The organism is Arcanobacterium pinnipediorum (assembly GCF_023973165.1).
Lineage (GTDB): Bacteria > Actinomycetota > Actinomycetes > Actinomycetales > Actinomycetaceae > Arcanobacterium > Arcanobacterium pinnipediorum.
Genome location: NZ_CP099547.1, coordinates 518,596 through 545,110, shown reverse-complemented (window position 1 = coordinate 545,110; position 26,515 = coordinate 518,596). Strand labels below are relative to the sequence as shown.

General features: G+C 50.1%; 21 protein-coding genes. 12 read left to right on the top strand and 9 right to left on the bottom strand.

Going from position 1 to position 26,515, the window contains the following annotated elements; translation table 11 throughout:
- Positions 1-71 precede the first annotated feature (71 nt).
- A complete protein-coding gene (locus NG665_RS02295; RefSeq protein WP_252673694.1) occupies positions 72-5,984 on the bottom strand; it encodes a SpaA isopeptide-forming pilin-related protein in 5,913 nt (1,970 codons plus the stop codon).
- Between the two features lie 266 nt (positions 5,985-6,250).
- Here NG665_RS02295 and NG665_RS02290 point away from each other — a divergent pair, with 266 nt between their 5' ends.
- On the top strand, positions 6,251-7,957 hold the full coding sequence (locus NG665_RS02290) for an SLC13 family permease (protein ID WP_252673693.1): 1,707 nt from the start codon (positions 6,251-6,253) through the stop codon (positions 7,955-7,957).
- On the opposite strand, the gene NG665_RS02285 is transcribed toward NG665_RS02290, so the two are convergent.
- Both NG665_RS02285 and NG665_RS02280 read right to left on the bottom strand, forming a co-directional pair.
- Entirely contained in the window at positions 7,949-8,998 is a 1,050-nt protein-coding gene (locus tag NG665_RS02285) for a BCCT family transporter (RefSeq protein WP_252674065.1), read from the bottom strand. The two genes, NG665_RS02290 and NG665_RS02285, sit on opposite strands and share 9 nt — an antisense overlap.
- A complete protein-coding gene (locus NG665_RS02280; protein ID WP_252673692.1) occupies positions 8,941-10,008 on the bottom strand; it encodes a BCCT family transporter in 1,068 nt (355 codons plus the stop codon). The genes NG665_RS02285 and NG665_RS02280 overlap by 58 nt, the downstream gene beginning before the upstream one ends.
- A gap of 231 nt (positions 10,009-10,239) precedes the next feature.
- Between NG665_RS02280 and NG665_RS02275 the strand changes: the two genes are divergently transcribed.
- From NG665_RS02275 to NG665_RS02265, 3 genes are all read left to right on the top strand, one after another.
- Entirely contained in the window at positions 10,240-10,536 is a 297-nt protein-coding gene (locus tag NG665_RS02275) for an ArsR/SmtB family transcription factor (RefSeq protein ID WP_252673691.1), read from the top strand.
- Between the two features lie 36 nt (positions 10,537-10,572).
- Positions 10,573-10,869: a hypothetical protein gene (locus tag NG665_RS02270; protein ID WP_252673690.1), complete on the top strand. Its 297-nt coding sequence runs from the start codon at positions 10,573-10,575 to the stop codon at positions 10,867-10,869.
- Positions 10,870-11,201: 332 nt separating this feature from the next.
- Positions 11,202-12,026 carry an aldo/keto reductase gene (locus NG665_RS02265; RefSeq protein WP_252673689.1) on the top strand — a complete coding sequence of 275 codons (825 nt, stop codon included), beginning with the start codon at positions 11,202-11,204 and terminating at the stop codon, positions 12,024-12,026.
- 79 nt (positions 12,027-12,105) lie between these two features.
- Here NG665_RS02265 and NG665_RS02260 read toward each other — a convergent pair whose 3' ends face one another.
- Positions 12,106-12,309 (bottom strand): YbdD/YjiX family protein, encoded by a 204-nt coding sequence (locus tag NG665_RS02260; protein ID WP_252673688.1) that lies wholly within the window; start codon positions 12,307-12,309, stop codon positions 12,106-12,108.
- A 106-nt stretch (positions 12,310-12,415) separates the two neighbouring features.
- Positions 12,416-14,773 (bottom strand): carbon starvation CstA family protein, encoded by a 2,358-nt coding sequence (locus tag NG665_RS02255; RefSeq protein ID WP_252673687.1) that lies wholly within the window; start codon positions 14,771-14,773, stop codon positions 12,416-12,418.
- A 426-nt stretch (positions 14,774-15,199) separates the two neighbouring features.
- On the opposite strand from NG665_RS02255, the gene NG665_RS02250 reads away from it, so the two are divergent.
- Genes NG665_RS02250 through NG665_RS02235 form a run of 4 tightly spaced genes read left to right on the top strand, consistent with a single transcriptional unit; the run spans position 15,200 to position 19,291 of the window.
- A complete protein-coding gene (locus NG665_RS02250; RefSeq protein ID WP_252673686.1) occupies positions 15,200-16,744 on the top strand; it encodes an anchored repeat ABC transporter, substrate-binding protein in 1,545 nt (514 codons plus the stop codon).
- On the top strand, positions 16,741-17,706 hold the full coding sequence (locus NG665_RS02245; RefSeq protein ID WP_252673685.1) for a choice-of-anchor M domain-containing protein: 966 nt from the start codon (positions 16,741-16,743) through the stop codon (positions 17,704-17,706). The genes NG665_RS02250 and NG665_RS02245 overlap by 4 nt, the downstream gene beginning before the upstream one ends.
- Positions 17,703-18,431 carry a metal ABC transporter ATP-binding protein gene (locus tag NG665_RS02240; RefSeq protein ID WP_252673684.1) on the top strand — a complete coding sequence of 243 codons (729 nt, stop codon included), beginning with the start codon at positions 17,703-17,705 and terminating at the stop codon, positions 18,429-18,431. Before NG665_RS02245 ends, NG665_RS02240 begins: the two co-directional genes overlap by 4 nt.
- Positions 18,428-19,291, top strand: a complete 864-nt coding sequence (locus NG665_RS02235; protein ID WP_252673683.1) for an anchored repeat-type ABC transporter permease subunit — start codon at positions 18,428-18,430, stop codon at positions 19,289-19,291. Before NG665_RS02240 ends, NG665_RS02235 begins: the two co-directional genes overlap by 4 nt.
- On the opposite strand, the gene NG665_RS02230 is transcribed toward NG665_RS02235, so the two are convergent.
- The 3 genes from NG665_RS02230 to rpmF form a co-directional block, all read right to left on the bottom strand.
- Complete coding sequence (locus NG665_RS02230; protein ID WP_252673682.1) at positions 19,268-20,260, bottom strand: sialidase family protein; 993 nt, start codon at positions 20,258-20,260, stop codon at positions 19,268-19,270. The two genes, NG665_RS02235 and NG665_RS02230, sit on opposite strands and share 24 nt — an antisense overlap.
- Positions 20,260-20,964: a hypothetical protein gene (locus NG665_RS02225; protein WP_252673681.1), complete on the bottom strand. Its 705-nt coding sequence runs from the start codon at positions 20,962-20,964 to the stop codon at positions 20,260-20,262. The genes NG665_RS02230 and NG665_RS02225 overlap by 1 nt, the downstream gene beginning before the upstream one ends.
- 115 nt (positions 20,965-21,079) lie before the next feature.
- Positions 21,080-21,244, bottom strand: coding sequence for a 50S ribosomal protein L32 (gene rpmF, locus NG665_RS02220; RefSeq protein WP_013169725.1), 165 nt, complete (start codon positions 21,242-21,244; stop codon positions 21,080-21,082).
- 169 nt (positions 21,245-21,413) lie between these two features.
- Between rpmF and NG665_RS02215 the strand changes: the two genes are divergently transcribed.
- The 3 genes from NG665_RS02215 (at position 21,414) to epsC (ending at position 23,849) form a co-directional block, all read left to right on the top strand.
- Positions 21,414-22,067, top strand: coding sequence for an IMPACT family protein (locus NG665_RS02215; RefSeq protein WP_252673680.1), 654 nt, complete (start codon positions 21,414-21,416; stop codon positions 22,065-22,067).
- Positions 22,068-22,326: 259 nt separating this feature from the next.
- Positions 22,327-23,253 carry a cysteine synthase A gene (gene cysK, locus NG665_RS02210; protein ID WP_289812926.1) on the top strand — a complete coding sequence of 309 codons (927 nt, stop codon included), beginning with the start codon at positions 22,327-22,329 and terminating at the stop codon, positions 23,251-23,253.
- Positions 23,254-23,267: 14 nt separating this feature from the next.
- Positions 23,268-23,849, top strand: coding sequence for a serine O-acetyltransferase EpsC (gene epsC, locus NG665_RS02205; RefSeq protein WP_289812925.1), 582 nt, complete (start codon positions 23,268-23,270; stop codon positions 23,847-23,849).
- A 163-nt stretch (positions 23,850-24,012) separates the two neighbouring features.
- Here the strand turns inward: epsC and NG665_RS02200 are convergent, their stop codons facing one another.
- On the bottom strand, positions 24,013-24,456 hold the full coding sequence (locus tag NG665_RS02200; protein WP_252673678.1) for a ribose-5-phosphate isomerase: 444 nt from the start codon (positions 24,454-24,456) through the stop codon (positions 24,013-24,015).
- A 56-nt stretch (positions 24,457-24,512) separates the two neighbouring features.
- Here NG665_RS02200 and NG665_RS02195 point away from each other — a divergent pair, with 56 nt between their 5' ends.
- Positions 24,513-26,513, top strand: a complete 2,001-nt coding sequence (locus NG665_RS02195) for a M13 family metallopeptidase (RefSeq protein ID WP_252673677.1) — start codon at positions 24,513-24,515, stop codon at positions 26,511-26,513.
- Positions 26,514-26,515 lie beyond the last annotated feature (2 nt).

Below are 26,515 nucleotides of genomic sequence, written 5' to 3'. Positions count from 1 at the left end.
TACTGTGACTATTAACTAGGCGTGTTTGTGGTGGGAGCTAGCATGCTAGCTTCCACCACAAACCCAGCTAGCTACTTACGTCGGCGTGAAACGTAGATTAACACACCACTAGCAGCTAACAATGCCGCTACGAGGCCTATCAATCCACCAATAGTCACACCAGTCTTGGCCAAACCATCCTTAGTCTGTTCAACAATTACTGGCATCTTCGTATTGCCAACCTTACCCAGATCAACAACCTGACCATCAGAAGCAATAGATACAGACCACACCTGATCTGAGAGCATGTAGCCCTTAGGTGCTGTCACTTCACGAACGTCGTAGCTGCCATAACGCAGACCCTCAAAGCGAACCATGCCGTTAGCATCTGAAACTTGAGTATCAACAACACTACCAGCACTCATGCCAGCAACATCAACAACTCGAATCTCAAACACTCCACCTTGCAATGGATCACCAGAAGCAGCGTCAACCTTCATCAAGCCAACACCACCACGGATCAGCTGGTTGCCAACCTTACCCAGATCAACAACCTGACCATCAGAAGCAATCACCACGCCATAAACCTGTTCGGAAAGAACATAACCATCTGGCGCTGTTACTTCACGAACCTCATAACTACCGGCGAGCAAGTTATTGAACCGAACCATGCCGTTAGCATCTGAAACTTGAGTATCAACAACACTACCAGCACTCATGCCAGCAACATCAACAACTCGAATCTCAAACACTCCACCTTGCAATGGATCACCAGAGGCAGCGTCAACCTTCATCAAGCCAACACCACCACGGATCAGCTGATTGCCAACCTTACCCAGATCAACAACCTGACCATCAGAAGCAATCACCACGCCATAAACCTGTTCGGAAAGAACATAACCATCTGGCGCTGTTACTTCACGAACCTCATAACTACCGGCGAGCAAGTTATTGAACCGAACCATGCCGTTAGCATCTGAAACTTGAGTATCAACAACGCTACCAGCACTCATGCCAGCAACATCAACAACTCGAATCTCAAACACTCCACCTTGCAATGGATCACCAGAAGAAGCGTCAACCTTCATCAAGCCAACACCACCACGGATCTGTTTATTCGTCACATCGCCTAGATCAATCACGGCACCATCGGCACTTACAATCACACCAAAGACTTGGTCGAGACCAACAAAGCCTTCCAATGGCTGAGTTTCACGCAACTCATAGGTGCCGTAACGTACCTGGTCAAATACTACCCGGCCATCATTACCAGAAATAGCCGCATAGGTAGGTTGAGCATTATCAATAACAATGCCCTCGTCGTCGGTAGCAAACAAACCAAACTCTACACCTTCAAGAGCGACTCCTGAATCTGACTTTTTCACCAACTGAACAACACCCATAATGGCCTTGTCAGTGATAACACCTGCATCCACATTCAGGTGCTGGGCATCGATAACAACCTCGGTTGAAGTATCAGACAGCGTGTAACCTTCTGGTGCGCTTATCTCGCGAAGCACATAGCTACCCCATGCTACGTCAGTGAATACAGCCTGACCATTCTCATCTGACTCAGCACGCTTAACCGGCATATCACCAACGACGCCGGTATCCGATTTAATGAACAAGCCAAACTCGGCACCAGCCAACGCTTGACCAGCTTCGTCATGCTTGATAACACTGACCGTGCCAAGAATCTGGTTATTAACAACCGTGCCAGCGTCGACGACGAATACTACCTCGCCAGCCACATCAGTCCTTGTTACCGTATCAGCGTTAATGTCAACGGCCACATCTGCATCAGACTTGACGTAACCTTCCGGAGCGCGCAGTTCACGCACAACATACGATCCCCACGCAACATCCTCAAACTCAACTAGTCCTCCTGCGTCAGATGTGGCTGCCTTGACCGGATCAGTACTTAGACCAACATCCGTCTTGGCGAACAAACCGAACTCGGCACCAGGCAAAATCTGACCTTGATCGTCATGTTTGACCACACGTACCACAGCAGCAGCAGGATTATCTACCACCGAAATAGTCAACGGGCTTACCCCATCGACGCCTACATCTTCGCCACTGGCATCAACAACTACTTCGCGAGCTTCAATAGCTTGATAGCTCGCAGGAGCTTTCGTCTCAGTAAGCGTATAGACACCGTATGGAACAGCTGGGAATACTACCTTACCCATCGCATCGGATTTTCCAGTCCACGTGGTCACAGTGGGTTCGACCGTCTTACCGGCAGGCGGCATTTCGCCTGCCAACCAGTTCTTAAACGTTAAGGTAAACTCTGCATCTGCTAACGGCGCCTGAGTATCTGCACCCGTCTTGACAAGGTGGACATCACGCTTACCGGCCAAGCCTGCATTGCGTTCAACAGTAGGAGAAAGCGGCGTCAAATTGAACTTATCAGTATGACCTTCCTCAGTAACATCGGACTCAATTCGATCAGAATCATCACGAGCACTATTAGTCCAGTACAATCCTCGTTCCTGAGCTTGAGGCGACTTAGTGAAGATTATCGAGCGATCTGCACCTCGTTGATAAACGTCGGAGAAGTAGCCATCGATATTGCCAGAAGTACCACTAACCGCATTGTCTGGACCTGGTGGCATGGTTGGGTCAATCACAACACCTGTCCCGTCTGCCTCAAGTAGCTTCCAGGAATTACCATCGAGTAATGTCTCGCCATCATCGCGGATGCCGTTCGCGTTCAGATCACGGAATACCGCACCTGAAACTGAATATCGAGCTATCTGTGCAGAAATCTCGTTAGCCTCAACATAATTGTTGCCCGCACCTGAAATAGCAACTGACATCAACGCCGTTGAACCATTTTCTAGAATCTTTGTCGAATCATCGAACGGAATATGCGCCGGAACTACAATCCGCACTGTTTCCTTCGATGCAACCGCTTTACCCGCAATCAAATCGGCTTTGATAGCCTTGACGTCAGCGAACGTATGGCCTGCAGCTGTTAACTCTGCTTCTGTGTACCACACTGCATCTGTCACAGACGCTAAATCAGGACCTTGCGCCGTTACCGAATACCGAATGACGAATCGATCGCTCGCATCGCTAACAACGCCATCTTCACTCGCTACCGATAAGGTTGCTGGGCCAGTTAATGGAGTAACAAAAGCAGAATGATCACCTTGCAGATCCCCATTCTCCCAGTGACGATCACCGTACATTCCGTTTTCGTCAGCAACAATCTTATGATCATCTAACGCCGGAAGAACCGACAAAATCGACAAGTAATTGATGGGAGTCAACGTGTTGTTGATAGCACTCAACCGGTATGAAATATCGGAGTTGAGATCTTGTGCAGGGCCATTCAATAACCAATTCGCATCAACTCCATGCGCTGGAGAGACTTCGATCTTTCCAAGTACTTCGAGTGGTGCAGATAGCGAGATAGTTCGATGTGCTACCGAAAATACTTCATCAGTTGCCCCATTGTTGTTGAGATCCAAGGCGTCTGGATACTCCATGCCAGGCTCTGCTTTGACCGTTTGCGAGTTATCCCAAACAGAATAGGCAGTAATCTCATTGGGTCCATAGTTAGCGTACTTAGAGGTATCCACACTCAAGAATGCAGAATTGTAATCTTCATTTACCTTTTGAGAAGGTCCATCATACGTTACATCACCGTAGGAATAAATCAGAGCAGTCAAACCAGTATTCTGATAATTTTCTATAACCTCAGGTTTCGCAGCGCTAGTGGAGATAGCGTTGTCAGTCACTGAAGCAAGGGTATCGATATAATCAACACCTGGCGGTAGGACGATAATCTGTCGCAGATTTGTGATCGATGTAGTTCCACCTGACCACAATCCAGATGGTGAGGTACGAACCTCGAGAATTTTCACCCGCGAACAGTTCTGCGCGGTGAGCACACCATCGTCGCAGTTTGCGAATGTGGTTCGTGTATCTTCGGCAACAAAAGCTTCGTGCAACTTGGTCACATCGTCAATGTCCGAAATAGATTCTCGTGACGTGGTCAAAACCTGAGTACTTAACCGTGGGTCTACGCGAACAACAGTTACACCATTGTTGTTGCGGGAACGATCTAACGTTTCTTCGCCTGCTAAGAACTCAGCGTTCGCTTCTCCCTCAGGGGTTAGCGACCTCAGATCAGCCTTTATCCTATTGGAGTAAATCTTTTCGTTACCTTCGATGAGATCGTTATTCCATCTTTCGATTTCTTCATCGGTCACATTAGCCCGCACAAAGAAGCCGAAGGTAACATTGTCTAGTTCAAGTGGCGTGGGGAAGGCAAGTTCAAGCTGAGAATATTGCCGAGTCTTATCCTTGATGGCAATATGCTGACCTACCTGGATGTTTTGTGCAATCTCGGTTCGGCTTCCATCAGCACCAATGCCATAGAGCGTATTAGGGACGCTATTAACGTATGCCTTTTGTTCCTTCTCCGATAGTGCTGGGTTGTCACTAGAAGAAACTCGAAGATCCAAGGTTAGTTGTTGATAATACAACCCGGGATCAAGATCGTAGTCAGTAATGCTTCGAAGGAAACTATGCTGTCCCCCAGCGGAATTCTCAAAATCAGAACCATTGTTAGTATTCTTCACTCTTGCATACCAGCGAAGCCCTGGCAATTCAGCTTTGTCGGCAGGAATAGGACCTACGGCAACATCATCGGGATTGGTAAACTTCGGGCCGTTGAGATGGATAGCTCCGCCACGAGGAGTGACAACCGAAATCGCTTCACCGTCGAAAAAGTATTTAGCGCCGTTTGAGCTCGCGCTGACATACTCACGGGTTGGGTCAAGGGAACTTGCTGTCTTGGACATTTGGACTTTATGAGTTCCAGCGAATTCTTGAACTGTTTCAATGAAAGCGATAGCGAGTGTCTTTTCTCCGACTTTTTGCTCGTTAGCAGTGCCTTTGTCAACCCAAGTATTGAGAATTGGCTGGAATAGCCGCATGGTACCATCTGGATTGTCAATTGCCGCACCGTTGAATTTCAGCTTGAACGACAGTAAGTTGAATCGGTTTGGACTACTGCAATTATTCCTAGCGTTATTTTTAGCAAATGGAACATTTGCGACGATGACCTTGCGTTGGTCATCTTTCCAATCCCAGCCGAATCGAGTGAAGTCGTCTGCAACAACAGCATCTTGTGGAATCGTTACTTCATACGTGACGACCTTTCCCTCATACACTCCCAGACCATCAGGAGCTTGGGTGGTAGGTGCTGTGTCTAAACAAACATAAAACGTTTTCGGATCTTCATCAGCAGGCACAACGCCTGTGGCAGTAGAGGTTAGCCGTTCCTTGCCGTAAATTGTGCCGCCGTTACCATCTGGAAGTTCCGTGTTGTATTGTGGCGAAAAGAGACGCAGCTCAGTGACATAAGAACTAGTTGCTTTTGATGTGAAAATAACGTCTGTTTCTTGAGTTTTCACTCCAGCTATCGACATCGTCAACGTCGGAGTCACAGTCGTTCCATTTGGTGTTATTTTATTTTTAAATGCGAAATCAAATGGCAATTGGGTAAGTTGTCCACCTTTTAACGTGTCGAACTTGTAATCCATATACCAAAAATCATCGTCTTCTCGAGGAGTGCTGGAATTTGCTACCTGGGAGTCCACGAAGCTCGGGCGATCAACAAGCAAAACACCATCAGCATCGCGCACTTTGGGAAATTCCAATGTTAATAGCACATCTGCTAGATCGGTTTGTGGACCGGAAGCGTTCATTGAAGCTACCGCATGGATGGTTTCACCCGACCAGTAGTCTAGCTTGAGAGTTCCACCTTCGAGATTTTCTGCAGTGCCCACATAGATATCAACTTTAGATGGATCGTCAACCTCACCAGCTGCCACTGCATCTTCAGCAGCAACGGTTGGCTGCGGGTCAGTGCCATCACCAATGGCCGCATACGCCGGAGTGAAGTTGGGAATAAATAGCATTGCCGCGAGCATTGTAGCAAGCAGCGGTACAAAAAGACGCCTTCTCAGCGCGATTATTGTTCTCATATATTGAGCCTATAACACTGAAACAATTTGAAATATAAACCACAGTGAATGTTACCAATAGCACTATTGACATTTCTAACACATTAAAATATACACACCATTGGAGAACATACTACTCATAACGCTACGTAGTAGAAAAACCCCCGAAATCATTTTCACAAAACACATAAACTCGATTCGATATTGAGTTATCTTTATATAGAGATAACTCACTGCGTCAGCACAACCTTCGTCACTCATCCTCTTTTTGCGTATCGGAGAACACTATGAGCATCATCGTAACGAATTCGTCAACTGAGCATCCGCCGATCGATGACTACAATCCACCAGAACCTAAAGTCTGGATTATCCGAGCAATCGGGTTACTTGGTGGAATAGTTGCCGCACTTGCCATCTACTTCATCATGCCTGATTCAGCTATCGACATCGCCCAGCGCGCCGCAGAAAATGACCCTCCAGAGAACTTCAATCCGGCCGGCCTGAAAATAACAGCTGCCACCACTATCCTGATGGGGATCTGGTGGATGACTGAAGCGATACCGCTTGCTGCCACCGCACTCGTACCTCTGGTGGTTTTCCCGATATTCCAAGTCACCTCATTTGGTACTGCGTCTGCCCCATACGCCTCAAGCACTATCTTCCTTTTCATGGGAGGATTTATTCTCGCGCTCGCTATGCAACGCTGGAATCTGCATCGCAGGGTTGCCCTAGTAACTATCTTGCTCCTAGGCACCACCCCCAAGCGCATCATCGGCGGGATCATGCTCGCAACCGGCATTATGTCTATGTGGGTATCAAACACCGCTACCGCAGTTATGATGCTCCCGATCGGCATATCGATTCTGCATCTAGTTGGGCACATTGCCGGCACCGATGACAGCGACGAAAACGCAATAGCTCATGAAGTTCAAGACATACCCGATGTAGCACGAGACGCAACCAAAGGTGGGGTTGCGGCAGCACTTGTTTCTAAAGGCAAGGACGCCGTCGATGTTATTAAAGAAAAAGCCGGACTTCACCATTCAAACTTTGCAGTTGGGCTCATGCTCGGAATCGCATATTCTGCCTCGATTGGATCGCTAGGGACTTTAATCGGCACTCCACCCAATACGCTTCTTCAAGGCTATCTTAAAGAAACACACGATATCGAGATTGGTTTTGGCCAATGGATGCTGGTTGGCGTTCCGTTAGCTATCGTATTTATGATTATTGGCTGGTTTGTACTCACCCACGTTATCTTCAAACCTGAAATCGACCATATTCCTGGCGGAAAAGAACTAATCCGCAAAGAGCTGAGGAAAATGGGGAGGATGTCACGAGGCGAAAAGCTTGTTGGGATTATCTTTCTTCTTGCAGCTCTTTCGTGGATCATCGTCCCGATCATTACGCAGAAGTATTTTCCTGATATTAAAATAAGCGATTCGGCTATAGCAATGACGGTTGCCGTCTTGTTATTTATCATCCCAGCCGACCCAGTTAAAGGAATCCGCCTGATGAATTGGGAGACTGCGAAAAACCTGCCGTGGGATGTCTTGCTACTTTTCGGTGGCGGGTTAGCCTTATCTGCACAATTTACCAGTAGTGGACTGTCATTGTGGATCGGGGCCCAGGCAGCGGGATTATCGAATTTCAATATTCTGGTCATGATCGCCGTCGTCACTACGCTTATTATTTTCCTCACTGAGTTAACCTCAAATACGGCAACAGCTGCGGCCTTCTTGCCGATTATGGGTGGAGTCGCACTCGGTACGGGAACAGATGTACTGCTGTTAACTATCCCAGTTGCCTTGGCTGCAACGAGTGCTTTTATGTTGCCAGTTGCAACTCCACCAAACGCTATTGCTTATGGTTCGGGCTATATCCGTATGGCAGATATGATACGTGCGGGCGTTTGGCTCAATATCATCGGAATAGTCCTCATTACAGCAACTATTTTTGGTTTGGTGGTTCCGGTTTTCGGAATATCACTGTGAGGCTGGATCCCCGTACATCATCTCCGTATAGCGCGCATAACGCTCATATTGCCCTAAGACATCATAGATAATTGCTTCTCCGGAGTATCCCATGATGTCATACGGCTCATCGCCGCTACTGGTGTGAACTTCTAACCGGGTAGAGCGATCGTTTTCGGTAGGAATTTGAGTTCCATACACGAGTGCCGGAGCATCGATTGAGGCTACCCGATAGAAGAATTCACCGTGAGCGTTTTCAATGCGTAGGGAAAGATGATCGTAAACTGTGCGTTCGACGTCGAGATCACGGTAGTGATCATCCTCGCCTCGCACAATACGCACCGAGAAATCACCTTGCTTATTCATCTCACCGACGAGTGTTTCGAGTGCCGGATAGACGACGCGATCGAGATAGTTTTGTGCTTGGGCCGGGCTGACTGTGCCAAAAATTTGTGCTAGCCATTCGTGCCAGGACGCACTGGCGAGCATAACGTTAGAAGATACTCCAACTGGGGGCCGATAGCCTGCTGGCCGCAAAGCCATATTCTTAGCGTCTTGACTTATCTCCTTATAGAAGCCTGCCATGGTAAATGCGATAACAAAGGCAAATGGCAAGCCCATGATCACTGATGCCGACTGCAGAGCAGGAATCCCTCCCACCAGCAGCATACCGATAGTTAACACTCCAGTGATCGAGGCCCAAAAGATTCGAAGCCATGAACGCGCGTCCGTCGTCGGCGTGGGCAAATGGGAACACAGGTTTGCCATAACGAGCGCTCCCGAATCAGCCGATGTTACGTAGAACAAGAAGCCCACGGCAGTTGCCAAAAGGATAATTGGCGTGCCGCCCGGGATTTCTTGAAGCAGATGATAGAAGCCTAGTTCGGGAATTTTGAGGGTAATCTCAGCGAATTCACGGCCGTCAGGTGCATGCAAAATATAATCGATGGCACGGTTGCCGAAAATCGAAATCCACAGCACAACATACATAAAAGGAATAGTCATCACACCAAAAACGAATTGGCGGATTGTGCGCCCTCGAGATATTCGAGCCAAGAACATACCAACGAAAGACGCCCATGCCACCCACCATGCCCAGAAGAATAGTGTCCAGGCATTTTCCACAATTCCGCATCAGAGTATGCCATAGTGTCCATCGTCATTTGCGGGAAATAGGCAACAAGGTCACCTATATTGCTCACCATTGTGTTCAAGAGGAATTCTGGCCGCCCGGTGATGAGCACCCAGCCGATCAGAGCTAACGCGCCGATGACGTTGATCTGCGAAAGAATACGAATACCGCGCGCAACGCCAGAAACTGCTGAAATAATTGCTAATCCGACGGCGATAAAGATCAACACGATTTGCGCCGGTAGGCCTTTGTCGATTCCGAACATAATATCTAGGCCTACGTTGATTTGGACGACGCCGATACCCAGCGTTGTCACTACCCCAAAGACAGCGCCGAGAATTGCGGCGATATCGACGACGTCGCCGAGAACTCCAGCCATGGCGCGCTCGCCGAAAATGGGTTCGAGTGCGGTGCGCGCTGCGATTGGGCGACCGCGCCGATAGGTGAAATAGCCTAACGCTAAGCCCATTAAGGCATACATCGCCCACCCGGTGATTCCGTAGTGAAATATCGCCCATACCGGAGCTTGCTCAGCGGCTTGGATGGATTGCGGCACACCTTGGGGCGGATTCATATATTGGGAAACGGGTTCAGCTACCGAGAAGAAGAGGATGTCAGTGCCGATGCCGGCGGCAAACAACATCGAGGCCCAGGCGAGGTTGGAGTATTCTGGACGCGAATTTGGCGAAGATAATCGGATATTGCCGTAGCGCGAGAACGCAATATAGAAAACGAAAATCACGCAGGCTGTGCCTAGAAGGATGTAAAACCAGCCAAACCACCGGCCAATCCACAGTGTCGCTGCGCCTAAGACATCCCCTGCGGTGTTAGGTCCTAGGATCGTCCAGGCAGCGAGGGCGGTGATGGATAGCGCAGATCCCCAGAAAACTCGCTTTTTGACTGTGATGGATTTTCTTGAATTGTCGGTGGTGGTTTGCACGAGCGTAGTCCTTTAGGGTTGATGCGCAGTGGCTTGTCAGTGCCAGTTTAGTCAAGCATCTGCTGAAAAACACCACTGAAAATACTTTTCTCGTATTCTGCACTCGTTCTGCTGGTCTCTAGTGCCAGGGTTGCCGGGGTTCGCGAGAGGTTCTTGGTAACTGACAATGAGTGTCGTTATCATTTAGTTAAATATATTGCAATTTATTTATATGTGTGCGATGGTTGAGATATGGAAACCTCACCAGATTTCGCGCGAGTAGCCGAGATGTTCAAAGTACTAGGCAATGAGTCTCGGCTAGAACTTCTCGTCGCTCTTGATACCGAATCTATGACGGTTAGCCAACTAGCACGACAAACCCACCTATCACAACCGCTGGTATCACAACATCTGCGAACCTTGCGCACTGCCGGAATGGTCACTGCTACTCGCCAGGGCAGAGAAGTGATTTATCAGCTAGCTGATGAGCATGTTGCACACGTTGTTACTGATGCCATAATCCATGCTCACGAAAAACTCGAGTCTTAGATTTAACCAACCCCATCAACTATTTAAGGAAAAACAATGACAATTCAAGATATCCACGCAGAGCATAGTGTTGCTGAACACCAGCACGGCGAAAACTGCGGGCACGAAGCAGTCCAGCACGGCGATCACGTCGACTACGTGCACGGCACCCACCACCACGCACTTCATGGCGATCATTACGACGAGCATGAAGCAGTAGCCGAACACACTATTGCTGAACATCAGCACGGTGAAAACTGCGGGCACGAAGCGGTCCAACACGACGATCACGTTGACTACCTCCATGACGGCCACCGTCATGCCAGCCACGGAGAGCACTACGACGAGCACTGAGGATAAGCTAATCTTCTCTGCCCCTCTTTCGAGGCTCACCACGTCACATATTTACTAGAGTCAAAATAGCGGTATTTAGCGCACGCGCGGCCCACACGCCCGATTGCGTTCATTTGCCGCTATTTTGCATATCTTGACTCACGGAACTCCAGCACCCGGTTGCCACTTGTACATATCGCCACCAGCTGCGAACATACCGCCACCAGGTGGGTAAATCTGCAGATTGCGCCACAAGAGAGAATATGACACAACTACCGCCAAGCGGTTCCTGTTGCTTAAATTAACCGATTAGGCTCGAGGTATCTATATTCTGACGAACGAAAGGGTTGACCATGATTCCAACACTCCCCCTCAATGACGGGCGCAACATTCCTCAACTTGGGTATGGAACATTCTTAGTGCCACCACAAGATACCGAAGCCCAAGTAAGTCAGGCATTGGAAGCCGGTTATCGCCATATTGATACTGCAGCTATTTACCGCAACGAAGAGGGCGTAGGTCGAGCTATCGCACACTCTGGAATCGCGCGTGATGAACTGTGGATCACGACTAAGCTGTGGAATGATCGCCGCGGTCCAGACGCAGTGCGGGCAGCGCTAGATGAATCGCTTACCAAGCTCGGCCTTGATTACGTTGATCTCTATCTCATTCACTGGCCGGCACCGAAAAATGGTCCGATTGCCAGTACCTGGGAAACTTTTGGGGAACTGCGATCCCAAGGTTTGACCCACTCAATTGGCGTATCTAACTTCGATGAACGCTATCTGCCAGATATTATCGCAACCGGCCTGATTCCTGCTGTTGATCAAATTGAGCTTCATCCTCAATTCCAGCAAAAACCAACGAAGGAACTAGCTAAGACGCATCACATTGAGCTTCAGGCGTGGGGGCCTTTGGGCCAAGGAAAAGTTGATTACCAAGCCGGCCTAATAGGCGAGATTGCCCAGCGCCACCAAGCTAGCTGGGCGCAAGTGACATTGGCCTGGCATATTGCCAAGGGCCATATTGTTTTCCCCAAGAGCTCATCACCGCAACGCATGAGAGAAAATCTTGCCAGCACCAACGTGGTTCTCACTTCAGAAGATATTGCTGCCATTGATGCTCTAGATCTTGGCCTGGCAGGCCGCGTCTCAGCAGATCCGGCAGACCTGAACTGAACATAACTGTGCCCGGTGGTTTGAGATCTATCCGATCTAAACCACCGGGCACAGAGTTATCAATGCCGAGCTGAGCGCATTAGCAACAGCGTGCTTGGACGTTGTTTTCCGCCTCGTCAGCTCTAGCGCGCCAAAAATCGCGTTCGCTCATCGGCTCATGGTCAGGGTGGTCTCGAGAATGTCGAGCCAGATAAGCATCATAGGCTCCTTCTCCGGTCATTTCACGCCAAAGGTAACGAAAATGCTGATAGCATTTGGCTACTTTGTCGAGATATTCTTTCATGATTCTTCCTGACTATATTCCTCGATCTGCTTGGCTCATAACACTGGGCTCATAACACTGGAGCCAAAGCCATGAACTGCTCTTAAAGGCGGCTATGGCTTGATCCCTAGTGAGTAGCTGGTTTCATTCCCGGAATCAGGTTAGGATCTCCAACCTGTTCGTATTCCACAACCAGTTTCTTTTCCAGTGGGCTAGCAATAAGGTTGACCGGAGCAAAGAAGTTTGATTCTTGATACGGATCTTCACTATTGCTATATGTGCCAGAGCTAATCGTTGAGTAGATACGAATAGCTGCAGCTACGATGACGAATGCTACTGCCGCAACAAAGATCACCGAAAGCGTACCTTGGATAAAGGTATTGCGGATAACTGCTGCGTTATCTTCAATGGCAACCGGATCAGTAAGCGAATCTGCCTTTGCCAGCGCATCACGCCACTGCTGGAAGTAACCAATCTTGGCGTCGGTGGAGAAAATCTTTTGATAAGAGGCAGTAAAGGTAACAGCGACATCAAAAACAAATGGAATCATCGGAATCCACAGGTACTTGATAAAGCCCTTACGTGCCACTACAACAGTGCATAGCAACAGCGCAATCGCGGCGATAAGTTGGTTGGCAATACCAAAGAGTGGGAAGAGTGTTTGGATACCGCCTCGCGGATCAGTTACTCCCATCAGCAGCAAAGATCCCCATGCGGCAACAACCAAGCCGGTGGCAAACCAGGCACCGACGTTCCAGTTAGGATCTTTGAACTTTGGAATAACAGAACCGAGTGCTTCCGATACTTGGAACCGCGCCACACGCGTCACAGCATCGACCGCTGAGAGAATAAAGAGTGCCTCGAACATAATCGCAAAGTGGTACCAGAAGCCCATCATGCCCTTACCACCACCAACCTGGTGCAAAATGTGTGCCATGGACACAGCTAGTGTTGGCGCACCACCAGTTCGCGAAACAATGGAAGGTTCACCCACGTCTTTAGCCACAGCCTTAAACGCATCTGCGCCAGAGACAACAACTTCATTGCCGTTGGCATCTTCGGTTTCCCATTGCGGCACAACCTTGCCACCGTGAACGTTCGTTACACCTAGATTCCCTACAGCAACTGAGGTAATTTCTTCGCGATCCCCGTCGTATTGTTCGACGACGGCAGTCCCGGCCAGTTTATCGACTGTGCCAGCCGAGGTGTTCATACCAAAATAAATCCCTTGATTCAACGAGGCAGCTGCTGCTAATGCCATGATTGCCACGAACGACTCCATGAGCATACCGCCGTAACCAATCATTCGTACCTGGGACTCTTTTTGAAGCATTTTTGGTGTTGTACCAGATGAGACTGTTGCATGCATTCCTGAAAGCGCACCGCACGCGATGGTGATAAACAAGAACGGGAAGAGTTCTCCGGCAAATACTGGACCATCAGTATTAGAAGCAAACTCAGTAACAGCAGGCATCTCCAAGATCGGACGCACCACAACAATGCCTACTGCCAAGATCGCAATAGTTCCAACCTTCATGAATGTAGAGAGGTAGTCGCGAGGAGTAAGGAGCATCCAGACCGGCAACACTGCAGCGAAGAATCCGTAAATCACCATGGCGATCACCAAGGTTGTTGGGCTCAGATGCAAGTATTCACCAAAGGATGATTCGGCAACGTAGCGGCCGCCGATAATGCACAAGATCAATCCGATACAACCAACGATGGATACCTGAGTGATCTTACCGGGTTGAACAAAGCGTAACCACAATCCCATTGCAATTGCCAACGGGATAGTCATGCCTACTGAGAACACTCCCCAAGGGGAGGCTGCAAGCGCATTGACACATACCATAGCGAGAACAGCAAGCACGATCATCAACATAACTAAGACGATGACGGTTGCTACAGCTCCACCGATCTTGCCAATTTCATCTTGTGCCATCTTGCCCAAGGATCGGCCACCACGTCGCATGGAGAAGAAGAGAACCAGCATGTCTTGGACAGCTCCGGCAACAAGCACACCGAAGATAATCCACAAGGTTCCTGGAAGGTATCCCATTTGAGCAGCTAAAACTGGTCCCACGAGTGGGCCGGCCCCAGCAATTGCAGCAAAGTGATGCCCATAAAGAACTACGCGGTTAGTCGGATCGAAGTCACGACCATTATTGATTCGTTCTGCCGGGGTTGCGTTAGTATCATCGGGAATCATGATCTTGCGCTGGATATACAATGCGTAAAAACGATATCCGATCGCATAGGTACACAGTGCAGTGATAACAAACCAGATGGAATTAACCTCTTCACCGCGCACGATGGCGAGCATTGTCCATCCCAACCCACCGAGAAGGGAAATTCCTACCCATAGAGCGATTTTCAGTGGCGTCCATTTCTGATGTGGTTTAACACCAACAGGCACGCCTTGTTTGTTTCGTAGAATATATTTTTCTTCATCCGCGGTGTAAACCGTGGTGGCCGGAGTAGACATAAGTCCTCCAAACTATTACGTAACCGACTTCAAGCTCACGACAGCGATTTACCGCCTCTGCAAAGAACATGGCGATCTACATCACTCCCATATAACAAGAATAAACTCCACGCTCTTAGCGACACTTAGTACACAAGTCCCATATCTCACGATTTCCCCCAATTCGTAAAGATCACTTTCCAAAAAGGTCAATTTAGTGGAACGCCGAAGGAAAAATCCATCTATAAACACACCTAACAATGCGCGTTATCTGAATCAACTTTTACCCTCCTTAGCGACACTCCGATAAATTAGCGAACACAACAGACCAATCTCCTAATCCCGGGCTATGAATACAGTTACACAATCCCATCTAGATCTGCGCCCACCGTTAACGAGAATTATTCTTAGATATATTGAGAACGATTATTAACTGAGAGGGGTACTGTGAAACGACTGCAGGCAATCTTGCTATGTGCCGCAATCCTCATCAGCGGTTGTTCGACCACCACCTCGCCAGCGCAAGAACATAACGTCGTCGCCTCTACCCCGTTCCTTGCTGATATCACACGCAATATCGCCGGTGATCGGCTCAACGTCACCGCACTGGTACCACCCGGACGCGATCCACACACCTACGAGGCAACCTTCTCCACAATCCGGGCTATCGCCTACGCTGATCTAGCAATCACCAACCAACTCCTGCTCGAAGATGCCGCCCTCATGGACTCCCTGCACGCCAATCTGCCCGCAAATGCCCCAATAATTGCACTCGGCGATGAAGCAATCCCATTTGGCGCCTACCATATCCCACTAGTAGAAGACCTCGCCTTATCCACTGCATGGCTAGGACTACGCGTCGATGGCTCTGGCGGAACCCAAGACTCAGTATCCTTTACTGCCACTGCAGCCAAAGGCCCGGGCAACATGGCAGCCTTCACCACTGGAACATTTGGCCAAGCAAACGCGTGGCTAACAACCTCCGATGGCATCTCTAGCGCCGATACCCTCGCACTACCAACGAATGCCCATACCCATATGTCGTGGGCATTTAGCAAACCCGGCACCTACCAGCTCACGCTGGCTGCCACACTTAACTCAGGCTCGCACACCACTGAACTTGGGCAAACCACACTCACGTTCGCCGTCGGAATCGATCCAACCGACGTCGAACCAACGCCCACCCGAATCATCAGCTCCGGACACGTCGACATCACCGCCTCCCTAGCAGGTCGCCTAACGTTACGCGGCGAAGATACCAACGCAACGCCCTACGACGTCGACCCACACACCGCAGTTATCGCAGTCCCCCACTCAACCGCGACTGAAATTCCAGCCAAAGGCAACTGGCGCTTCATCGGAAAACCCGGCGAACAAGTATGGATATTAGCCCAAGCAGTAATCGGCAAACATGTCCACGGCGAAATAGATCCCCACATGTGGCTCGATGTACGCAACACGATCGCCTACGTCGATGTCATTACCCAAGCGCTATCCACCTACGATCCCCAAGGCGCAACAATTTACCAAGACAACGCTCAACGCTACAAAACTCAGCTAACCAAACTCGATCGCTGGATGCGCCTAACTCTGGCAATGATCCCACCCAACAACAAACGCCTAGTTACCAGCCACGACGGCTACGGATACTTCGCCAAAGGTTACGGACTCGACGTCGCCGGCTATGTTTCACCAAACCCCAGCCTAGAACCATCAACACGCGATCTAGCCAATCTATCAGCAACTCTAGCGTCATTAAACATCCCGGCAGTATTTACCGAACTAGGTGGCGCAGGACAATCACCGGCCCTAACCAACCTTGCCCACGCAAACAACATTGATATTTGCCCTATCACTGGCGATGTCATTCAAGAAGGCCAAACCTACATAGATCTTATGACTTCGTTAACCACAACCGTATTCACGTGTCTGAACCCTGGCGCTCTGCCGCCATGGCCCGCAGACCTCGATATTCCAAAGGTAGAACAATGAAACTTCGTCTATTTGCCCTATCTGCAACCGCAGCCCTACTCTCCATTTTTGCTCTGCCCGCCGCAGCAACAACCACCCCTAGTTCTACCGAATCCGATCCAGCACTAACCCAGCGCGTTGACGCCAACGAAAACATTGCTAGTGCCGGTGAGCGCGTAGAACGCAGCGCTGGGCATATCGATCTGGGACCAAAACTCATCGATAACCAATGGACTTTGATGGCACGCGACGATACCGAAACTACCCCCGTGTGGCGCCACGTAGCCGACATGATCTATCGGGTCAGTGACGAAGGAATTCTCGAAGTTCCCCAAGATCAAACATATTCCTTCATTAACGACGCTGATCACAAGGTGTGGGTTGTCCCCCAGCAAGAAATCGCGCAGGTAGTGTGGCTCGGGTGGAATACTCAAGATCCCGGTGTTACCGACAACGTCAACGGCACAGTAACTTTAAGCTATGGCGGGCATGAAGGGCCAGGCCAGTTCACCGTCTTCGTCCAGGCTGGTAATTTCGGTGCACCACAAGTGTTGTGGACATCGGATAAGAACGAACAACAACCCATCGACGTCGAGCTGCACTCCCATACCCACGCCAACTGGGTATTTACCGAACCTGGGATCCATCACGTCCACCTCACTGCCAGTGCAACCCTCAACGATGGCACCACCGTCTCCGACACCCAGACTCTGACCTTCGCAGTTGGAACTGATACGGACGCTACCAACGCTTATGAAAGTGCTGAACGCGCCCACAAATCTACACCGGAACAGACATCTGAATCTGGCGTCTCCGAACGCACCGAATCAGCAGCGCACAACGCCGAGGCTGACTCTTCATCGTCGATATTGCCACTGGTAGTAGGTCTGGGGGCTGGTGTTGTTGTGATCGCACTTATCGCCTTTGTCCTGCTCAAGCGGCGTGAAGCTACCACGAAGAAGGAAGCACGAGGTGAGATGTGAGCTCCCCCGCCTTGCTCAACGTTGACAATATCAGTGTGCGCCTAGGTGGACGCGATGTGCTTTCCAACGTCAGTTTTGATGTGCATCCCGGCCAGCTTATCGGGCTTATTGGCCCCAATGGCGCTGGAAAAACAACGCTGATGCGCGCGATTAATGGTTTGTTGCCGACGTCGGGCGGACGGATTGAACGCCATGCCAAACTTGGCTATGTTCCCCAGTCACGCCAAATCGAATGGGACTACCCAATGTCTCTCGAGCAGCTCGTTGCCACGTCGTTTATCCCGCAACGCTCCTGGTTTTCCCGGCTGGGGAAAACAGAATGGCAAGCTGTTTATCAAGCTCTTGACACTGTTGGGTTGGCTGAGTATTCCGAGCGTGCACTTGCCGAACTTTCTGGCGGGCAAAAACAACGCCTCCTTGTTGCTCGCGCCTTAGTAACTCAACCGTCGTTGCTATTGCTAGATGAGCCGTTTACTGGTTTGGACCACCCCAACCAGGATTCACTCACTGACCTTTTTACCTCCTTAGCCAAACAAGGCGTAGGCATTATTATGTCGACGCACGATCTGCCGGGAGCTGTAGATATGTGTAGCCACCTATTGATGCTTCACGGCACGGTACGCGCTTTTGGTGAACCTAGTGCGCTACGCGATCGCCAACTATGGATGGATACTTACGCAGTGCGCGCTGATTCTTCACTACTGAAAAGTTTGGGACTGGCATGAACCTTATTGATTTTCTTAATGATTTGACCAATCCGGCACTGAGTTTCTTGCCGCGTGCACTAGTGGTGGCTGTTTTAGCTGCAATTGTTTGTGGAGTTGCCGGCGCACATGTGGTCTTGCGAGGCATGTCATTCGTTGGCGACGCTCTGGCCCATGCCGTATTTCCCGGCGTAGCAGCCGCGTTTGCACTCCAAGGCTCTATTCTGCTCGGGGGCGCTATTGCAGGTGTGATCGTGACGCTGCTGATCACATTATTTGCTCAGCATCGCAGATTAAAAGAGGACTCGATTATTGGAGTGTTTTTTGCGGCAGCATTTGCGCTAGGCCTAGTGATTATGTCACGAATTCCTGGATATACTGGTTCCCTGGAATCGTTCTTATTCGGCTCCCTCAACGGCTCTACGGACTCCGATATGCTCGCCGTTGCTGGTTTAGGTTTCCTCATTATTGCCGTACTAGCGTTTTATCATCGCAAGCTAGTAGCAGTGAGTGTGGATCGTGATTATGCAACAAGCCTGGGCATTTCCACATTGCGCGCAGACCTAGTCGTCTACTTGGCCGTGGCAGCTGCGGTAGTTATTTCAGTCCAAACCATTGGAAATATTCTTGTGCTAGCTCTGCTTATCACTCCGGCTGCTGGGGCTCGAATGCTTACCGACCGGGTGGGAACCATGATGATTATTTCTCCAGCGATCGGATCATTGGGTGCATTTTTAGGAATTTGGGCTTCATGGACGTGGGATGTTCCAACCGGCGCCATGATTGTTTTGATTTTGACAGCCATTTTTATTGTCACGTGGCTCTTTGCCCCACGCCGTGGCGTAATCACTGGCTGGTTACGCGCTACGCGCGAGCGCTAAGGTCCATTGCCACAATTCGTTGTTTCGTTCTGCGACGACAATAAGGCGATCTTCGTGCCATAGCGCATCGGAGTATCCAAATTCGCCGTCGTCAAAGCGGTAAACGACGTCTCCGCTTTCCATATCGACGATACAGCCTTGTTGGCGCCCGACCATTGAATGCGGGTGTATGAACAGATTTCCGATAGCTTTTGCGTTGCATCCCGGATCTGGCAAGGAACGATATTCTAAGGAACTAAACTCAAACCCATCGGCACTCTTCGCCACCAAACGTCCCCCAGCTCCACGCCCTTCGAAACCTTGAATACGGGCATTGAGAATAATGTGGTTGTTCTTATCGAGGGCTAGTGACGTTTCATCAATGAGAAAGTCTGGCGAAGCAATGGGGGCAGACATCCCCACATACTGCCCGTCACGGAAGTGGACTACACGCACATGGGTTTCATCTTGGATACGCACAACATACGGAACCAGCGCATGCCCGTTGAACATTACAGTAGAACCGGAGGTAGCAAACAAAGCATCGGCATGGGTTTCTTCGTATAAAATATCTAGCCGATGGTGGGTGAAATCTTCACCGGTTCGGGCAAAGCCTAGCCACGGCACCAGTCGCGGGCCGGCATAGGTCGAAGACATATAGCTCACTTGGCCTTCCACCGAACTGTATGCCACCGTTATTTGTTCGTTGCTAGAGGCCACTGCCGCGTCCGAAGAAATCGCTGGATCTTCAACAAAAGTAGCGCTATGTAACGTACCATCCAAGACGACGTAGGCAATCCGGTTCGGGTTGGGAAGATCAGATGCCATCACTTCACCAGTAAATGTTCTTCCACTACCTGTTAGCGGAGCTGGACGTAGATCATAAAAGCACACGGGTTGTGCGTTGCGGATACCTAATGCTGGGATCCGCACTTCACCGCCGTCATGTGGCCGAGCAATCGGGCGCGGCTGGCAAGCTTCAACAAACACTACTCTTCGTTCCCAGACGCGTTCTCGCCCTCCACACCGGTTTCGCCATCTTCGCTTTCACCGCTTGAACTACCGAGAACTTCAGGCACAGCAAATGTTTGTTCTACATGGGATCTAACCTCATCAAGGGCGGCCTCATCAGCTGCATTGAGGGTTAATTCATAGGAGATTCCATCAAGCTCGAAAGCATAAATCTCAGCCAACTGACTCCCGCCTTGTATGGCAAAGTGGTGGGCAGATACTTCACCAAATAAGACTGTGTCAATATAGGTAACAGTGCGCCCAGAGAGCTGGGCAGCTTGGGTAAGAAACTCAGCATACTTTTCGCCGTCGGAAGCAATACCTGCTATGCCGGCAATACTGAGCACAACGGTGGTGCGCTTTTCACTATCTTCCCACATACCAATACGCCCTGGATTCTCAGAAATCTGGCGCGTTAACCGGCTAGGAAGCACGATACGTAACAAGGGAGCTTCGGCGATAAGCTGATCGGCTTCAACCCGGTCCGCAAAATCAGCTTCTTTCATTGCTCGGCGTAAGGTCACCTCGGAAAGAGAAGGCTCGGCCTGCTCTGCTTCTTGTGGCTCTTGGGAAACATGTTGTTCTTCAGATGTTTCGGGCACGCTGGAGTGTTGCGGCTGGGAACTACATCCGCCAACCAAAAGGCCCAACGCAATGACGAGACTTAAATACTTGCCAGACACTTCTATTCCTTACACCACATCAACAATTTTGGTTTTAGTTTACGCTAGAGCTAAAGAGCGCACATTATAAGAATGACTCCAGTTTTTTAACTGGAGTCATTCTTATTAGCTTAAATTAGTCAAGCAAGCCCTTTTGTGCAGCCTTTGCCAAACGGCGCGGAATACGAACCTCGCGGCCACCAAGAGACTTTACGGTCTGAAGCTCAGTGAGCTCAGCCTTCCACTGGGAGCGGCGAGAGCGGGTGTTGCTACGGGACATCTTGCGCTTAGGTACTGCCATGAGTCCAACCGCTCCTTTCATATAAGATCTATGTGCTTGGCTTTCACCAAGTAGCTTGGTTTTCCAAGCAGACAAGCAATTACTTTAGCACGTTTGAAGATTTTCTATCATTCATCTGGCATGTTTTGTGCGCAGAACCACTGGCGTATGCTTGATAGACTAATCATCGATGACTACTTTACTGCGTTTGCCTGCCGGCACCGAATTACGTTCCGAGCTCGAGATTAAGCGTTCGCGCTTCATTACTCTTATTCGCCGCGTGGAATCACTGCACTCAGCGCGCGATCTACTCGCCCAAGCCCGCGCCGAATTCCCCGACGCCCGCCACCATTGTAGCGCCTACATCGTCAGCGTTGCCGGAGCCCAACCGCTTAACCATTCTTCTGACGACGGCGAACCCTCTGGTACTGCTGGCCGGCCAATGCTCGATGTTTTGCTCGGGGCAAACCTCACCGATATTGCTGCAGTTGTGGTGCGCTACTTTGGTGGAACACTGCTTGGTACCGGCGGGCTCGTTCGGGCATATTCTGATTCCGTACGCAACTGCCTAACCGGAGTCGAACTGGTTTCGCCGGTAACGCGCTCAGTCCAACGCATCACCCTCCCCCACAGTTGGGCCGGAAAATTCGACGCCGATGCCCGCACTCGTGGCTACGACGTCATCGATACGCTCTATGAACATTCTGGCGTGACGTTTCGAGTGGCTGTTAGCGACGTCGAACAATTCGCCGTCTATGTATCTGAGATAACCAAAGGCGCACGAACTGCCCAACCCGACGGCGTCGTCGTACTTGATATTCCGGCCGGAACACTAACTTTGTGAAACTTCTTCAACGCTGAGGGTGAACACGCCAGCCACAATTTTGCACGCCACGATTTTCGACATAAACTGTAGCTGTTTATTTTTCAATAAAATCTTGAGGCGGAAAGGATGGCGTGATGTACATTCGCAGTAACACCCTAACCGCACGTTGTTCTACCTGTCTGATGGGCGTCAGGCTCTAACCGTGCGTATGAAGACGCATGCTTGACGCTCGCTGTTAAACAATATTCTTGTAAAAACAATTCGATAGGACCGCATTATGCTATATAACAACGCAACTGAACTCGTAGGAAACACTCCACTTGTGCGCATCAATCACCTAGCTGGAGATAACGCCACCGTCGTAGCGAAACTAGAGTTCTTCAACCCAGCGAACTCAGTTAAAGATCGCATCGGAGTCGCTATTATTGACGCCGCCGAAGCCTCCGGCGAACTCAAACCCGGTGGAACAATCGTAGAAGCCACATCGGGCAACACCGGAATCGCACTCGCCTGGGTGGGGGCAGCACGTGGCTACAAAGTCATCCTCACCATGCCAGAATCGATGTCTAAAGAACGCCGTGCTCTCTTGCGCGGTTTTGGAGCAGATCTTATTTTGACTCCCAAGGCCGAAGGCATGCGCGGAGCAGTTCAAGCAGCAGAAAAACTCGTTGCCGAAACCCCCGGCGCTATCAAAGCCTCCCAGTTTGCCAACAGCGCAAACCCGGAAAAGCACTACGCCACCACCGGTCCAGAAATCTGGAATGATCTTGAAGGTAAAGTCGATATCTTTATTGCTGGAATCGGCACCGGCGGAACTATCACTGGCGCTGGTCGCTATTTGAAAGAAAAGAATCCGAACGTAAAGATCGTCGCAGTTGAGCCTGCAGAATCACCACTTCTTTCCGAAGGAACAGCTGGACCACACGGTATCCAAGGCATCGGAGCAAACTTTGTTCCCCAAGTTCTTGATACCGAACTCTACGATGAAGTGCTTACAGTTTCTACTGAAGAATCCTTGACTTTTGCCCGTCGTGCAGCACACGAAGAAGGCATCCTCGTAGGAATCTCATCCGGAGCAGCCCTCGCAGCAGCCGCTCAAGTGGCAGCTCGTCCCGAAAATGCGAATAAAACGATCGTCGTCATCATTCCAGATTTCGGTGAGCGCTATGTTTCCACACCGCTCTTTGCCGGGCTAACCGACTGAACGGATACCCTGATATGCACCAGCACCAGCCACTCTTTCAACAAATGAAAGAAGATATGCAAGCTGCTATCAACCACGATCCGGCAGCGCGCAATCTGGTGGAAGTTTTCCTCTCCTACCCCGGCGTCCACGCCGTGTGGGGTTATCGTATTACCCACCGCATGTGGAGCCACAACCGGTTGAAAACCGCGGCTCGAATATTTGCTCAAGGTATTCGTGCCCTGACTGGGATCGAGATCCACCCTGGAGCAGAACTCGGCAGACGTTTGTTTATCGATCACGGTATGGGAGTCGTCATCGGTGAGACTGCTGAAGTTGGTGATGACGTCGTCATCTTCCACGGCACCACACTCGGTGGAGTGTCAATGTCTGAAGGCAAACGTCATCCCACTATTGGAGATCGCGTCGTTATTGGAACTGGTGCAAAAATTTTAGGGCCAATCGAGGTTGGAAACGATGTCGCAATTGGAGCCAACGCCGTCGTCGTTAAAGACGTCCCTAGTGGGCACACCGCCGTTGGAATACCAGCGAAAAACCGGCCAGCGCCGGATATTGCGGTGACTAGCGAACAGATCGATCCGGCTATCTGGATCTGAAATTCCACTCCACTAGGCACGCAGTTACACGAGCAGACACCTAAAACCGCGGTATTAAGCACGCTAACCCGTTATCGGGCAGTTGGTCTTAATACCGCGGTTTTGAAGTCTGGCTACACCAGGTTCATCGGCAAGCGAATTCAATCACGCGCCTGTGAGCTGGTTACTTCTCGTAGTCACTCATCATGTCAATGCGCGATTGATGGCGCGAGTGCGGATCGAAGCCCGTTGCTAAGAAGATATCGACGAACCGAGTTGCTTCATCCACAGAGTGCTGGCGGGCGCCTAACGAAATAACGTTGGCATTATTATGCTCACGAGCTAGCGCGGCAATCTCCTCATTCCATACCAAAGCTGCGCGTACCCCCACAACTTTGTTCGCAGCCATCTGCTCGCCGTTGCCTGATCCACCAATGACGATTCCCAAAGAACCCGGATCGCTCACAACGCCTTCGCCAGCTGCGAAACACACCGGCGGATAAGCATCCATTTTGTCGTATGTTTCGTATCCATGGTCAATAACTTCATGCCCATTAGCACGCAAATGCTCAATAAGATGGGCCTTTAATTCAAAACCGGCATGATCTGCCGCAATATGTACTCGCATACCACCAGTTTACCCATAAATGTCAGTAGCTTCGACAACTACGGTAGACTTACTACATGAGTATAGATAACACAACCCAAAAAGTTTCCGATGAATTACATCCATCGGTACGGCCCCAAGATGATCTCTTCCGCTACGTTAACGGAACATGGATCGATGCCACCGAGATTCCAGCAGATCAAGCCTCAACTGGTTCATTTATAGATCTGCGCAACCAAGCCGAAGAAGATGTCCGCACAATTATCACCGAACTGGCCAGTGCCGGCTCATCTGATCCTAACGCAGCTAAAATCGGCGATCTGTATAACTCGTTTATGAACGAAAGCGTCATTAACGGCCTGGGGGCAATTCCTCTCGCGCCCGAATTTGAAATCCTTGACAACGCGCAAAACAAACAAGGCCTTGAAATAGCTATTGCTAAGTTCTACACCACTGGCGTTACTGGCCCATTTGGTATCGCAGCCAATGCTGATCGCAATAACCCAGATAGCTATATTCCGTGGGCATACCAGTCCGGCATCGGTCTTCCTGATGAAGCATTCTATCGCTCCGAAGAATATGCGCCGATCTTAGATGCCTACACCCAGTTCATCCCTACGCTTTACTCCCTTGCAACTGGCCTCACCGACGTCGATGCTAAGGAAGCGGCAACAAAGATCCTTGAAGTTGAAACCGCAATTGCTTCCCACCATTTCACTGTTGTGGAATCGCGTGATGCAGAACTAACAAATAATGTCATGTCCTATGACGAATTCGCTGAACTCGCCGGTGAATTTGACATGAAAGCCGTACTCACTGCCCTGGGTATCACTGCACAAAACGCGCCACAAATCTTGTGTATGACTCCGCGGTCCTTCACTGGTCTTGGGCAGGTGTGGGCTCAGTTCGACGTCGATACGCTACGTACCTACATCCGCTGGCACCTCATTTTGGCTCGTGCACCTTACCTTTCAGAAGATATCGTCACCGCCCATTTCGCCTTCTACGGCACGATGCTCTCTGGCCAAGAAGTTCAGCGTGAACGCTGGAAGCGCGCTGTTGTGCTCGTCAACGAAGGCCTAGGTGAAGCGGTTGGAAAAGTCTATGTAGCTAAGCATTTCCCACCGGAAAACAAAGCCAAAATGGAACAGCTTGTTGACGATCTCCTCAGCGCTTACCACGCCTCGATTTCAAGTCTTGACTGGATGACGGACGAAACTCGCGAGCGAGCCTTGGAAAAACTAGCTACCTTTACCCCCAAGATTGGCTATCCGGTTAAGTGGCGTGATTATTCTCAGCTCGAGATTCGTGCAGATGATCTCCTTGCCAACATCCGGGCAATTGCCAAGTTTGAGTTTGAGGAAAACATCGACAAGCTCGGCACCCCGGTAGATCGTGATGAGTGGCATATGACTCCGCAAACTGTCAATGCCTACTACAACCCCATTATGAACGAAATCGTTTTCCCGGCAGCAATTCTACAGCCACCATTCTTCGATGCCGATGCTGATCCAGCATGGAATTATGGCGGAATTGGCGCAGTTATCGGCCACGAAATCGGCCACGGGTTTGACGATCAAGGATCGAAGTACGATGGCAGTGGTCGATTGAATAACTGGTGGACGGATACTGATCGAGAAGAGTTCAATAAGCGTACAAAAGCTCTCATAGACCAGTACTCCGCCTACGTTCCCGCACAGTTTGATGCCGATTCGCCACACCATGTCAATGGTGAATTGACCTTGGGTGAAAATATCGGTGATTTAGGCGGTATCTCCATTGGTCTAAAGGCTTATGAAATCGCCTGCCAGCGCGCCGGTTTCGCATCGGCACATGATGTTCCAGTCCTAGCTGGTTTGACTGGAATCCAACGCGTCCTGCTCTCCTATGCTCGCATTTGGCAAGAAAAGCGCCGCGATGAGTTAATGATCCAGCGGGTAGCTACCGATCCCCATTCACCTGCGGAGTTCCGATGCAACGGCGTGGTGAAGAATGTCGATGCCTTCGCTCAAGCGTTTGATGTCCAGCCAGGCGATGAGCTTTACCTTGCTCCTGAAGATCGCGTTCGCATCTGGTAACT